This is a genomic window from Aeromicrobium sp. (assembly GCF_023146395.1).
In the GTDB taxonomy this organism is placed as follows: Bacteria; Actinomycetota; Actinomycetes; order Propionibacteriales; family Nocardioidaceae; genus Aeromicrobium.
Map to the genome: position 1 here is coordinate 21,974 of NZ_JAGLCD010000011.1, position 12,318 is coordinate 34,291.

General features: G+C 71.3%; 14 protein-coding genes. 8 read left to right on the forward strand and 6 right to left on the reverse strand.

All coding sequences use genetic code 11. The annotated features are described in order from the left end of the window. Nucleotides 1-113: 113 nt before the first annotated feature. Nucleotides 114-623 carry a DNA-binding protein gene (locus KAG51_RS09525; RefSeq protein ID WP_290583023.1) on the forward strand — a complete coding sequence of 170 codons (510 nt, stop codon included), beginning with the start codon at nt 114-116 and terminating at the stop codon, nt 621-623. On the opposite strand, the gene KAG51_RS09530 is transcribed toward KAG51_RS09525, so the two are convergent. From KAG51_RS09530 to KAG51_RS09545, 4 genes are read right to left on the reverse strand one after another with little or no spacing between them, the layout of a single operon-like run. Then, nucleotides 604-1,200: a nucleoside triphosphate pyrophosphatase gene (locus tag KAG51_RS09530; protein WP_290583025.1), complete on the reverse strand. Its 597-nt coding sequence runs from the start codon at nt 1,198-1,200 to the stop codon at nt 604-606. The two genes, KAG51_RS09525 and KAG51_RS09530, sit on opposite strands and share 20 nt — an antisense overlap. After that, on the reverse strand, nt 1,197-1,850 hold the full coding sequence (locus KAG51_RS09535; RefSeq protein ID WP_290583026.1) for a hypothetical protein: 654 nt from the start codon (nt 1,848-1,850) through the stop codon (nt 1,197-1,199). The genes KAG51_RS09530 and KAG51_RS09535 overlap by 4 nt, the downstream gene beginning before the upstream one ends. Nucleotide 1,851: 1 nt before the next feature. Then, on the reverse strand, nt 1,852-2,109 hold the full coding sequence (locus tag KAG51_RS09540; RefSeq protein WP_290583029.1) for an acyl-CoA carboxylase epsilon subunit: 258 nt from the start codon (nt 2,107-2,109) through the stop codon (nt 1,852-1,854). Continuing rightward, complete coding sequence (locus tag KAG51_RS09545; RefSeq protein WP_290583031.1) at nt 2,109-3,710, reverse strand: acyl-CoA carboxylase subunit beta; 1,602 nt, start codon at nt 3,708-3,710, stop codon at nt 2,109-2,111. The genes KAG51_RS09540 and KAG51_RS09545 overlap by 1 nt, the downstream gene beginning before the upstream one ends. A gap of 73 nt (nt 3,711-3,783) precedes the next feature. On the opposite strand from KAG51_RS09545, the gene KAG51_RS09550 reads away from it, so the two are divergent. From KAG51_RS09550 to purE, 6 genes are all read left to right on the forward strand, one after another. Then, nucleotides 3,784-4,593: a biotin--[acetyl-CoA-carboxylase] ligase gene (locus KAG51_RS09550; RefSeq protein WP_290583033.1), complete on the forward strand. Its 810-nt coding sequence runs from the start codon at nt 3,784-3,786 to the stop codon at nt 4,591-4,593. A gap of 46 nt (nt 4,594-4,639) precedes the next feature. Further along, the gene (locus KAG51_RS09555; RefSeq protein ID WP_290583035.1) at nt 4,640-5,140 is read left to right on the forward strand and encodes a PH domain-containing protein; all 501 of its coding nucleotides are present in this window, start codon (nt 4,640-4,642) and stop codon (nt 5,138-5,140) included. Nucleotides 5,141-5,149: 9 nt separating this feature from the next. Beyond that, the gene (locus tag KAG51_RS09560; protein ID WP_290583037.1) at nt 5,150-6,184 is read left to right on the forward strand and encodes an adenylate/guanylate cyclase domain-containing protein; all 1,035 of its coding nucleotides are present in this window, start codon (nt 5,150-5,152) and stop codon (nt 6,182-6,184) included. 199 nt (nt 6,185-6,383) lie between these two features. After that, nucleotides 6,384-7,514 (forward strand): 5-(carboxyamino)imidazole ribonucleotide synthase, encoded by a 1,131-nt coding sequence (locus KAG51_RS09565; protein WP_290583039.1) that lies wholly within the window; start codon nt 6,384-6,386, stop codon nt 7,512-7,514. A 4-nt stretch (nt 7,515-7,518) separates the two neighbouring features. Then, nucleotides 7,519-7,968: a hypothetical protein gene (locus KAG51_RS09570; protein ID WP_290583041.1), complete on the forward strand. Its 450-nt coding sequence runs from the start codon at nt 7,519-7,521 to the stop codon at nt 7,966-7,968. A gap of 144 nt (nt 7,969-8,112) precedes the next feature. Next, entirely contained in the window at nt 8,113-8,637 is a 525-nt protein-coding gene (gene purE / locus KAG51_RS09575) for a 5-(carboxyamino)imidazole ribonucleotide mutase (protein ID WP_290583043.1), read from the forward strand. A 101-nt stretch (nt 8,638-8,738) separates the two neighbouring features. On the opposite strand, the gene mqo is transcribed toward purE, so the two are convergent. Further along, on the reverse strand, nt 8,739-10,259 hold the full coding sequence (mqo, locus tag KAG51_RS09580; RefSeq protein WP_290583045.1) for a malate dehydrogenase (quinone): 1,521 nt from the start codon (nt 10,257-10,259) through the stop codon (nt 8,739-8,741). Nucleotides 10,260-10,416: 157 nt separating this feature from the next. Continuing rightward, entirely contained in the window at nt 10,417-11,007 is a 591-nt protein-coding gene (locus KAG51_RS09585) for a hypothetical protein (protein WP_290583047.1), read from the reverse strand. Between the two features lie 129 nt (nt 11,008-11,136). On the opposite strand from KAG51_RS09585, the gene KAG51_RS09590 reads away from it, so the two are divergent. Next, complete coding sequence (locus KAG51_RS09590; protein WP_290583049.1) at nt 11,137-12,300, forward strand: acyl-CoA dehydrogenase family protein; 1,164 nt, start codon at nt 11,137-11,139, stop codon at nt 12,298-12,300. Nucleotides 12,301-12,318: the final 18 nt, after the last annotated feature.

The window sequence follows — 12,318 nt, forward strand, 5'->3', positions numbered from 1 at the left end:
GTCGCATAGTTCCCCAGAAACTTTGCAGTTGCAAATCTTGACAGCAGTTTGCCTCGCTCCGCTGGGGCTGTCAACATGGGTGCATTCGCGAGTGCAAATTTTCGGAGGAACGCGTGGCTGATGTCGAGGCGAACCGCGCCGCGCAGCGCGAGCTCTACGGTGAACCTCTGGGCGACGTGCTCGACCGCTGTCGGGCGGTCCTCGGCCTCAACCAGTCCCGCCTGGCTGTCCTGCTCGGCATCTCGGCGCCGATGCTGTCGCAGGTCATGAGCGCCCGACGAATCAAGATCGGCAACCCCAGCGCGGTGCGCCGGTTGCAGGTCATGGTCGAGTGCGTCGCCAGCGTGGAGACCGGCCAGATGACGATCGACCAGGCCCTGACCGAGATCGCCGGTGCCGGCGCCTCGGGGGAGGCCCTGACCGGGACGGCGCGGCGGACGTCCCCGCGCGAGACCGCCGCAGCCGTCCAGGCCGTGTTCCGCAGCGTGGCGTCGGCGACCGACCACCTGGCCGCTGCCGGACTGCTCGAGGAGCAGTACCCGGCCGTGGCGGACCTGCTGCGCACCTACGGAGCCGGAAGCCTCGACGACGCGGCGACGCACCTCACTCGTTCGGGTGGATGAACGACCACAGATCGGTCCAGCGCAGGCCCAGGTCGGCCACGAGCTCGCGCAGCAGCGGCACGCTGATGCCCACGACGGTGTGCGGGTCGCCCTCGATCCCGCGCACGAAGGCCGCACCGTAGCCGTCGATCGTGAAGGCGCCGGCGACGTGCAACGGTTCACCCGTCGCGACGTACGCCGCGATCTCGTCGTCGCTCACGTCGGCGAAGTGCACGATCGTGGAGGAGGCCTCCACGACCTCCTCGCCGCGCAGGCGCAGGCAGTGGCCCGTGTGCAGGACGCCCGAGCGTCCCCGCATGCGTCGCCACCGGCTCGTGGCGGTCGCAGCATCGCCGGGTTTGCCGAGGATCTCGCCCTCGAACGCCAGCACGGAGTCGCACCCGATCACGAGGTCCTCCGGTCGACCGGCTGCCACGGCCCGACACTTGAGCTGGGCCAGGGCCGAGGCGAGGTTGGCCGGGTCGCGCGAGACGATCTGCGACTCGTCCACCCCGGACACGACGACCTCGGGCTTGATGCCGGCAGCCCGCAGGGTCGCCAGGCGTGCGGGCGACTGCGAGGCGAGGACGATCTTCATGAGCACTCCTTGGGGCGGCCGTACCCGGTCGAGCCCGTGACCAGGTCGGTACGAGAACGCAGCGTGTCGATCAGCTCGCGCGATCCCGCCACCGTGAACCAGGAGGGCTCGATGTCGGCGGCGATGAACCAGGCGCGGTCACGAGGCCAGGTCAGGGACGCCCCGGGGAGCTGACGCGGCCACTGGGGCGCCAGCGGTCGGGCGCCCCAGTCGCCGACCTGGTCGAGGCGGCCGCGGAACAGCAGGTACGAGCGCGTCCCCCCGAGGTCGAGGCGGGTCGCCGACAGGACCGACGGCGCGAAAGCCGGCGGGGTCGCCGGGCGAGGGTGCGGACGAAACAGTCGAGGAAAGACGCGGTACCCGACGTCGACACCGAGCAACCGGGCGTCGCCCTCGTCGAGCTCGCCCCACCCGTCCCACAGGGCGAACAGCGCGTCGTCGGGCGTCGCGGTGTGGGCCGCGGCCAGGCGCGTCACGAGGGCGACGAGGTCGGGGTCGGACCGGTACGGATCGGCGTCCTGGCCGTCCAGGTGGACGGTCACGTAGGCCTCGTACCCGGGCGGCCCTTGCAGCGAGAGGACCTCGCGCGGGACGTCCGCCTCGACGATCCAGTCGGCGACGGAGGTGTCCGGCTCGTGCCTCAGCGGCACGTCAGCCCCAGGAGGAGCGACGCCACTGGTCGACACCGGGGCGGTGCGTGCCCCGCACGGCGCGCGCGGGGCTGCCCCACTCCGAGCGCACCGGCTTGCGCGCCCGGGACGCGGCGTCGGCTGCTGCGGCCGAGCGGGCGGCCAGCACCGCCACGAGAGCGGCGAGCTCCTCGGGCGTCGGATCACCCGAGACGACCCGCAGGGCCGGCTTCTGCGGCTCCGTGGCCGTCTCGGGCGTCTCGTTCGGCTCGTCGCTCATCACAGAGGAATGTTCCCGTGCTTCTTGGGCGGCAGCGTCTCGCGCTTGGTCTTGAGCAGACGCAGGGCCTTGGTGACCTCGGCGCGCGTCGTCGACGGCTCGATGACGGCGTCGATGTAGCCGCGCTCGGCGGCGATGTAGGGATTGCAGAGCTCGTCCTCGTAGGCCGTCATGAGCTCCTGGCGCATGGCCTCGGGATCGTCCGCCGCGGCGACCTGCTTGCGGTACAGGATGTTGACCGCGCCCGAGGCGCCGACCACGGCGATCTGACCCGTGGGCCAGGAAAGGTTCACGTCGGCACCGAGGTGCTTGGAGCCCATCACGTCGTACGCGCCGCCGTAGGCCTTGCGCGTGATGACCGTGATCAGCGGCACGGTGGCCTCGGCGTACGCGTAGATCAGCTTGGCGCCTCGGCGGATGATGCCGTTCCACTCCTGCTCGGTGCCCGGGAGGAAGCCCGGCACGTCGACGAAGGTCAGGACCGGGATGTTGAACGCGTCGCACGTGCGCACGAAGCGCGCGGCCTTCTCGGACGCATCGATGTCGAGGCAGCCGGCGAACTGCATCGGCTGGTTGCCCACGATGCCGACGCTGCGGCCCTCGACGCGGCCGTAGCCGATCACGATGTTGGGCGCGAAGAGCGGCTGGACCTCGAGGAAGTCACCGTCGTCGACCACGGTCTCGATGACCGTGCGGATGTCGTAGGGGACGTTGTCGGAGTCGGGGATCAGCGTGTTGAGCGCCTCGTCGGTCTCGTTCGGCTCCAGGTCGGACGCCTCGTCGTAGACCTCCGCCTCCTCGAGGTTGTTCTGCGGCAGGTACGACAGCAGCGCCTTGACGTAGTCGACCGCGTCGTCCTCGTCGGAGGCGAGGTAGTGGGCGTTGCCGCTCTTGGTGTTGTGCGTGCGACCGCCGCCGAGCTCCTCCATAGTGACGTCCTCGCCGGTGACGGTCTTGATGACGTCGGGGCCGGTGATGAACATGCCGGAGGTCTGGTCGACCATGATCGTGAAGTCCGTGACGGCGGGCGAGTAGACGTGGCCGCCCGCGCAGTTGCCCATGATCATGCTGATCTGCGGGATGACGCCGGAGGCGTGCACGTTCCGCTTGAAGATCTCGCCATACAGGCCGAGCGAGACGACGCCCTCCTGGATGCGGGCGCCGGCGCCCTCGTTGATGCCGACGATGGGGCACCCGGCCTTGATCGCCAGGTCCATGACCTTGGTGATCTTCTCGCCGTACACCTCGCCGAGGCTGCCGCCGAAGACGCTGAAGTCCTGGCTGAAGACGCACACCTGGCGGCCGTCGACCGTGCCGTAGCCGGTGATGACGCCGTCACCCATGGGGCGCTTGTCCTGCAGCGCGGCGGAGTGGCTGCGGTGGCGGGCCAGTGCGTCGAGCTCGACGAACGAGCCCTCGTCGAAGAGCATCTCGATGCGCTCGCGCGCGCTCTTGCGGCCACGCTTGTGCTGCTTCTCGGCGGCGTTCTCGGCGACGACGACCGTCGCCTGGCGGTTGCGGTCGCGGAAGTCGTCGAGCTTGCCGGCCGTGGTGTGGAGCTCCGGACGGATCTCGAGGTCGTCAGTCGTCTGTTCGGTCACGGGGGTCAGCGTAACCACCGTCAGTGGTGACCGTGCCGAGAGGTTGCCTCCAGCGCTGTGCGACTCTGGCCGCGTGGACGCCCGCTCTCACCGCCAGCCGCTCGACGCCGCAGCCCTGTCAGCCGCGCTCGCGCACCGGCTCGGCGGCCTCCGGGTGCTGGCCGAGACCGGCAGCACCAACGCCGACGCGGCCCAGTGGGCTCGCGAGGGGGCACCGCACGGCTCGGTCGTGACGGCCGACCACCAGCGGGCCGCCCGAGGCCGGCTCGACCGCACCTTCTCGATGCCGGCGCGCAGCGGCATCGCCGTGTCGCTCGTCTGGCGACCGGACGTCCCGCTCCGTCACTGGGTCTGGCTGCCCCTCGCGGTCGGCCTCGCGGTCGAGGCGACCCTGGCCACCCTGGGGGTCGGCGGCCGCGTCAAGTGGCCCAACGACGTGCTGGTCGACGGGCGCAAGATCTCGGGCATCCTGCTCGAGAGAGTCGAGACCCCCGCCACCGGATGGCCCGCGGCAGCGGTCGTCGGCATCGGGCTCAACGTCGACCTGACCGAGGACGAGCTCCCCGTGCCCCACGCGACGTCCCTGCGGATCGCCGGGGCCCGCGAGCTGGATCGCCTCGACGTGCTCACCCGGCTGCTGGAGCACCTGGACCAGGCCTACGACCGTTGGGCCCGAGGCGACGCCGAAGCGCTGCGCGCCGCGTACGTCCCGCGGTGCGCCACGGTCGGACGGGTCGTCGACGTCGCGATGCCGGACGGCTCCGTCCTGCACGGCACGGCCGAGGACGTCGACGCCGACGGGCGACTCGTCGTGGCCGGCGCGGACCAGCGTCGCACCGCGGTCAGCGCGGGCGACGTGACGCACGTCCGGGCCCGCGACTGAGGGCGAGACCCTGCCCGTGGGGCGCACCGCATGACAAGATCACCCCATGGCGCTGTCCGAGAAGATGCTCATGTCCGGTGAGCACAACATCCTGACCACCCGGACGCACGTCAAGGCGCTCTTCCTGCCCTTCGTCGTGCTCCTCGTGGCGGCCTTCGCGGGCTCCTTCGGTGCCGCGCAGGCCGGAGACGCCGGCGATGGCTACGTCCGCTGGGCGATCATCGCGGTCGCGCTCGTCGTGCTCGTGTGGTTCTCGGTCGTGCCGTTCCTGCGCTGGTACCTGTGGACCTACACCCTGACGAACCGTCGGGTCGTGGAGCAGCGGGGCATCCTGACTCGGCACGGACGCGTCATCCCGCTCAGTCGCATCAACGACGTCTCGTACGAGAAGAACCTCAACGACCGGATCCTGCGCTCGGGCACCCTGATCGTCCACAACGCGGCCGACGAGGAGGGGATGACGCTCGACGACATCCCGTCGGTCGAGAAGTTCCACCGCCTGATCAGCGACCTGGTGTTCGAGGTGCAGAACCAGAACGACGACTGAGCCGCCGCGATGACCCGTTCCCCCTCACCGCCGTCAGACGAGCCCCTGCGCGAGCCGCGCCGGGTCTCGTTGCGCAACCGGCTGCTCGGACTCCTGCTGCGCGAGGAGCTCGATCGCGACATCGCCGCGGCGGCGGTCGACGCCGAGCTCGACCCCGAGCTCGCGCGGCGTCTGTGGCGGGCGCTCGGCTTCCCCGAGCCGGGAGGGCGCCAGGCGTTCGGTGAGGCCGACGTCGCGGCTTTCCAGCTCGTCAAGGCGGCGATCGAGTCGGACCTGCTGACCGAGGACACCGTGCTGCGCCTGGCACGGGCCATGGGCGTCACGATGGCCCGCCTGGCCGACTGGGAGGTCGCGACGCTCGTCGACGAGATGGAGCGCGACGTCGAGGTGGGGCGGGCCGACAGTCGTCTCGGGGTCGCGTTGACGCTCGCGGCCGAGGTCGCACCGCGGTTCGAGGACATCCTGGTCCAGGTCTGGCGCCGCCACCTCACGGTGGCGGCCGCGCGCATGGAGGCGATCGGCGCGAACGACACCGAGCTGCGCACGACGACCATGACGGTCGGCTTTGCGGACCTGAGTCGCTTCACGTCGCTGACCAACCAGCTCGACGACGCGGCTCTCGGCTCGTTGGTCGAGCGGTTCGAGGAGCGAGGCGCCGACGTCATCACGGTGGGGGGAGGGCGCGTCATCAAGACCCTGGGCGACGCCGTCCTCTACGTCACGGTCGATCCGGTCGTGGCCACGCGCATCGCCCTCGATCTCGTCACGACCGTCGGCTCGCGCGACGACGTCCCGGCGATCCGGGTGGGTCTGGCCACGGGATCGGTCGTCAGCCGCCTCGGTGACGTCTTCGGCCCGCCGGTCAACCTCGCGGCCCGGCTCTCGCACGTCGCGCGGGCCAACCGCGTCCTGGTCGACGAGGCCACCGCGGCCTCGCTCGGCCCGGAGTTCGCGACCCGCGCCCTGCCGCCCCGCCCGCTGCGCGGCTTCGGCGACGTCGCCCCCATCACGGTGTCGCAGCGCCGCGCCTTCCGCTCGCGCTGAGGCGCACGGTCCCGGCGGGCCACAGACCATGCACGGGCGGTGAGCTGCTCGCCCATGGACGGCACGGGCGGTGAGCTGCTCGTCGATCGAGCGTTCCGAAAGACGAGCAGCTCACCGCCCGAGTGGGCGATAGGCGACCAGCTCACCGCCCGAGTGGGCGGACTCATCCCCGTGGTGCCGCCTCGCTAGAGTTCGGCGCATGTCACGCGCTCACCTGGCCGTCGTCGGTGGAGGCCAGCTGGCCCGGATGATGCAGCAGCCGGCGATCGCCCTGAGCCTTCGCATCCGGTTGCTGGCCGAGGGTCCCGACGTCTCGGCGGCCCAGGTCGTCGCCGACTCGATCGTGGGTGACCACACGGTGCTCGCCGACCTCGAGCGTGTCGCCGAGGGCGTCACGGTCGTGACGTTCGACCACGAGCACGTCCCTCCGGAGCACCTGCGCGCGCTGGAGGCCGCCGGTCACGCACCGCGCCCCGGCCCGCACGCGTTGCTGTTCGCCCAGGACAAGGGCGAGATGCGCACCCGGCTCACGGCGCTCGGCGCGCCCTGCCCGCGGTGGGCGGTCGTCGAGACGACCCAGGACGTCGTCGACTTCGGCCTGCCCGCCGTGGTCAAGACCACGCGGGGCGGTTACGACGGCAAGGGTGTCTGGGTCGTGCGGGAGCCGGCCGACGCCGCAGCCCTGTTCGACGACGGGGCGCTCGCGCCCGGGGTGCGCCTGATCGCCGAGGAGCTCGTCGACTTCCGCCGGGAGCTGTCGGCCCAGGTCGCGCGCACCCCGGGCGGTGAGGTCGAGGTCTACCCCGTCGTCGAGTCGCGTCAGGCCGACGGGGTCTGCGCCGAGGTCGTCGCTCCCGCGCCCGACCTCGCTCCGGACCTGGCCGCGCAGGCCGCGTCGCTGGCCGAGCAGGTCGCCACGGAGCTCGACGTCGTCGGGATGCTCGCGGTGGAGCTCTTCGAGACCACCGACGGCCGGATCCTCGTCAACGAGCTCGCGATGCGACCGCACAACACGGGGCACTGGAGCATCGACGGCGCCGTGACGAGCCAGTTCGAGAACCACCTGCGGGCGGTCATGGACCTGCCGCTCGGGCCCTCCACCCCGCTCGCGCCGTGGAGCGTCATGGTCAACGTGCTCGGCGGCACCGTGACCGATCTGGAGGCGCAGCTTCCCATCGCGCTGGCCGCGGTGCCGCACGCGAAGGTCCACCTGTACGGCAAGAGCGTCAAGCCCGGTCGCAAGGTCGGTCACGTCACGGTCGTCGGTGCCGACCTCGACACCGTCCTGGCCGATGCGCGCCGCGCGGCGGCGATCCTGACCGACGGCTGACCTCGTGGAGCGGCTCACCTCCCCGCGTGCGCGCTGGCTGACCGCGCGGGCCCACCTCGCGCTGCTCGCCTGGATGGTCGTGCTGCTGCCGCTCCTGGTCGCGGGCCCCGTCCTCGTCGCGCTGGCCCTGACCGGTGGGCAGTCGGCCCAGGCGGGTCTGGGCGGACTGTTGATGCTGTGGATCGGCGGTTGGGTCTCGACCTGCGTCGTGGCGGTCTGGTCGTACCGGCGCCGCATCGGCGCCCTCGTGCGCAGCGGCGACCCCGCCTCGGCGCTGCGAGCCGAGGCCTGCGCCCGCGTCCGACTCGACGTGCGCCCGATCGACAAGCTGGCCGGCGTGCACCTGGGTGGCCTCGAGCCCAACGCGTGGGCCCGTGCCGCGAACTCGAGCCAGGTCCTGTGGGGCCACGGCGTCGCGATCGTGATCGCCGTGGCCCTGATCGCCACCGACTGAATCCGCGGGGCGGTGAGTCTTCCACCGCACGAGAGCTCAGACGGGGGATCACTCACCGCCGCTGGTGGAAGCCTCACCGCCCCACCCGGAACCGTGGATCACTCACCGCCCGTCGGGCGGAGGGGCGCTGGCTAGGATCGGCGCATGAGCGCGCGCGTGGGAATCGTCATGGGGTCCGACTCCGACTGGCCGGTCATGCAGGCCGCCGGTGAGGCGCTGGCGGAGTTCGACGTGGCCTTCGAGGCCGATGTCGTCTCGGCGCACCGCATGCCCGACGAGATGCTCGCGTACGGCCGTGATGCCCACGGGCGTGGCCTCGAGGTCGTCATCGCCGGTGCCGGCGGTGCCGCCCACCTGCCGGGCATGCTTGCGGCCGTCACGCCGCTGCCCGTCATCGGCGTCCCGGTCCCGCTCAAGTACCTCGACGGGATGGACTCGCTGCTCTCGATCGTGCAGATGCCGGCGGGCGTGCCGGTCGCCACGGTCTCGATCGGCAACGCGCGCAACGCGGGACTGCTCGCGGCACGCATCCTGGCCGTGGGCGACGCGGACCTCACGCGCAGGATGCTCGACTTCCAGACCGGACTCGCCGACGCTGCGCGGGCCAAGGGCGCGAAGGTTCGCGGCGGCGCCGCGGGTTCCGGGCCCGCCGGGTTCGGCCCGCGCTGACCTCCAGGGACGCGCCGGGACCCGCCCACCAGCGGTGGCGGGCACACCACACTCGGGCGCGGCCTGGCGCGCCACTCAACGCCCAGCGGACGGGTCAGCGATCAGCGAGTGAGCTCGAGGGTCTTGTCGGTCCAGGTGCGCAGGTCGGCGAGCAGGGCCGGGTTCTCGGCGAGCGAGGTGCCGAACGACGGCACGATCTCCTTGAGCTGGGAGCGCCACGCCTCGAAACGTGCCGGGAAGCAGCGCTCGAGGACGTCGAGCATCGCGGCGACCGCCGTCGAGGCGCCGGGGGAGGCGCCCAGGAGACCGGCGATCGAGCCGTCGGCGGCGTTCACGACCGTCGTGCCGAACTCGAGCGAGCCGCCGAAGCGGCCCTTCTGGCGCACGACCTGGACTCGCTGGCCCGCCGTGATGAGCTCCCAGTCCTGGTCCTCGACCTCGGGGGCGAAGACGCGCAGCGCGTCGATCTTGCCGCCGCGGGTCTTGGCCAGCTCGAGCACGAGGTACTTGATGAGGGACCAGGACGTGACGCCGATCGCGGCCATCGGGAGGAGGTTGTCGGGGCGGATCGAGCTCGGCAGGTCGGTGAACGAGCCCTGCTTGAGGAACTTCGGGGTCCAGCCGGCGTAGGGGCCGAACAGCAGCGAGCGGTGCCCGTCGATCACGCGGGTGTCGAGGTGGGGCACCGACATCGGCGGGGCGCCGACCGCGGCCATGCCGTAGACCTTGGCCTGGTGCTTGGCCGCGACGTCCTCGTCCAGGCACCGCAGGAACTGCCCGCTGACGGGGAAGCCGGCGAAGCCCTTGATCTCCTCGATGCCGGAGCGCTGCAGGAGGTGCAGGGCGCCACCGCCGGCACCCACGAAGACGAACTTGGCGCGGATGACGACGGACTTGCCGTGCTGGCGGTCCTTGACGACGACGCGCCACGAGCCGTCGCTCTCGCGCGTCAGGTTCTTGACCTGGTGGTCAAAGCGGATGTCGGCGCCGGTGCGGGCCAGGTGGTCGACGAACTGCTTCGTCAACGCCCCGAAGTCGACGTCCGTGCCGTTCTCGGCCCAGCTGATCGCGACGTCCTCGGACTCGTCGCGCCCCTCGGCCATGAGCGGCAGGCGCCGCGCGAACTCGTCACGGTCGGTCACGAGCTCGATGCCCTCGAACAGCGGGTTGGCCGCGAGCTTGTCGTGGCGCTTGCGCAGGTACTCGACGTTCTCCGCGCCCTGCACGAAGCTCACGTGGGGCACCGAGTTGATGAACGTCGACGGGTCCGACAAGGTGCCGTTCTCGACCGCGTGCGACCAGAACTGACGCGAGAGCTGGAACTGCTCGTTGACGACCGGCGCCTTCGAGATGTCGACGTCGCCGCCGGGAAGCTTGGGGGTGTAGTTGAGCTCGCACAGGGCGGAGTGGCCGGTGCCGGCGTTGTTCCACGGGCCGGAGCTCTCCAGCGACGGCGCCGCGAGCCGCTCCAGCACCGTGATCGACCAGTCCGGCTCCAAGGTGCGGAGCATCGTGCCGAGGGTCGCGCTCATGACGCCGGCCCCCACCAGGAGCACGTCGGTCGTGACCTGGTCAGGCAGGGGTGAGGTCGAGGGGACGGAAAGACTGGCGTTCTCGGTCAACGCTCCACTGCTCCTTGCGAAAGACGTGCGGACCCTGGCGGAAGTCCACCGTTCAACTGTGCCGGAGACACCGGGCGATCGCGCCATCGAGAGGGTGTGAGATTGTCCGGCGCGGATGTGAAGTGCGTCTCACTGTCGCGCGGGAGGTGAGCCCCGGTCAGGGACGGTCGCGGATGAAGGAGGTGACGCGGCTGAGCGTCGGGGTCCGCGGTGCCGACGCGAAGCCGAACCGCACCGGCGGGTCGACCGGCGCCAGGGGGCCGAGGTCCTGGCCGTCCCAGCTGACGGTGGCCGACGTGACCTGCCAGGCGTCGGTCGCGGCATACCACTCGGTGCGGCCCTGGCCTGCGGTGCCGTGGGTGCGCACGCCCGGCATGACGCACCGCGCCACGGGGTCGCAGAGGCGCGCCCAGGTCTCGTGGTGAGCCACGGGGCGGGGGACGCACCGCAGCAGCCAGCCGATCGGCGCGCGGGCGCCGGGGGTCCACCGCGCCTGCAGCGGTCCGGCCTGGATCGACCATCCGTCGAGCGCGACCGCCACGACCTGCACCTCGTCGAAGCGGTAGGTCGTGGCCACCAGGTCGGCGACCCAGGCGTCGGGCGCGAGCAGGATGCGGTGCCCGTCGGGTCGCTCGACCATCGCGTCGGCGAACGGCCCGTGCGGGCTGCGTTCCCAGATCCCCACCACGACGCGGGTGCCGCTCGTGGTGCCCAGGCCGACGATGTGCCCGTCGAATCGCCGTGTCACGGTCCCAGTCTGGGCGACGTCTCGCGATCTGGCAGGTCGGGTGCTGGGATTGCCGTTAGTCGGACGTCCTAGAATAGAGACGCGGCCCTCCACCCCGGGCCCGTGAGGTCCGTCCACCAGGAGTCGACGATGAGTGACATGTTCGTGCTGTCCGAGGAGCACCAGGCGATCCGCGAGGCCGTGCGTGCGGTCGCGGAGAACAAGATCGCGCCGTACGCGGCGCAGGTCGACGAGGAGGCCCGCTACCCCCACGAGGCGGCGGCGGCCCTGCTCGCCTCTGACTTCCACGCCCCCCACGTGCCGGAGGAGTACGGCGGAGCCGGCGCCGACGCGCTGGCCACGGTCCTCGTGATCGAGGAGGTCGCCCGGGTCTGCGTGTCGTCGTCGCTGATCCCTGCGGTCAACAAGCTCGGCTCGCTGCCGGTGCAGATCGGCGGCGGCGAGCAGATCAAGAAGACCTACCTCAGCCGGCTCGCCGCGGGCGAGGGCGGCTTCTCCTACTGCCTGTCGGAGCCCGACGCGGGCTCCGACGCCGCGAACCAGAAGACCAAGGCCACCCGCGACGGCGACGACTGGGTCCTGAACGGCACCAAGCGCTGGATCACCAACGCCGGCGAGTCGGAGTTCTACACCGTCCTGGCGCAGACCGATCCCGAGAAGCGCAGCAAGGGCATCACGGCGTTCGTCGTCGAGAAGTCCGACGAGGGCGTGTCGTTCGGTGCGCCGGAGAAGAAGCTCGGCATCAAGGGCTCGCCGACGCGTGAGGTCTACCTCGACCACGTGCGCATCCCGGGCGACCGCATCATCGGCGAGGTCGGCGAGGGCTTCAGCATCGCGATGAAGACCCTCGACCACACCCGCGTGACGATCGCGGCGCAGGCCGTCGGCGTCGCCCAGGGGGCCCTCGACTACGCGCTCGGCTACGTCAAGGAGCGCAAGCAGTTCGGCAAGGCCATCGCCGAGTTCCAGGGCATCGAGTTCATGCTCGCCGACATGGGCATGAAGATCGAGGCCGCCCGCCAGCTCACCTACGCGGCCGCCGGTCGCTCCGAGCGCGGCGACTCCGACCTCACGTTCTTCGGCGCCGCGGCCAAGGCGTTCGCCTCCGACACCGCGATGCAGGTCACGACCGACGCCGTGCAGCTGCTCGGCGGCTACGGCTTCACCCGGGACTACCCGGTCGAGCGCATGATGCGCGACGCCAAGATCACCCAGATCTACGAGGGCACCAACCAGGTCCAGCGCATCGTCATGGGACGCCAGCTCCTCGCGGGCGTGCAGTCGACGCTCTGACCACTGCCGGGCGGCTGG

Bases quoted from the DNA above. Each gene is read 5' to 3' on its own strand.
- purE (WP_290583043.1), top strand. From the start codon at position 8,113: ATGAGCGCGCGCGTGGGAATCGTCATGGGGTCCGACTCCGACTGGCCG.
- KAG51_RS09555 (WP_290583035.1), top strand. From the start codon at position 4,640: ATGGCGCTGTCCGAGAAGATGCTCATGTCCGGTGAGCACAACATCCTG.
- KAG51_RS09565 (WP_290583039.1), top strand. From the start codon at position 6,384: ATGTCACGCGCTCACCTGGCCGTCGTCGGTGGAGGCCAGCTGGCCCGG.
- KAG51_RS09530 (WP_290583025.1), bottom strand. From the start codon at position 1,200: ATGAAGATCGTCCTCGCCTCGCAGTCGCCCGCACGCCTGGCGACCCTG.
- KAG51_RS09590 (WP_290583049.1), top strand. From the start codon at position 11,137: ATGAGTGACATGTTCGTGCTGTCCGAGGAGCACCAGGCGATCCGCGAG.
- KAG51_RS09540 (WP_290583029.1), bottom strand. From the start codon at position 2,109: ATGAGCGACGAGCCGAACGAGACGCCCGAGACGGCCACGGAGCCGCAG.
- KAG51_RS09560 (WP_290583037.1), top strand. From the start codon at position 5,150: ATGACCCGTTCCCCCTCACCGCCGTCAGACGAGCCCCTGCGCGAGCCG.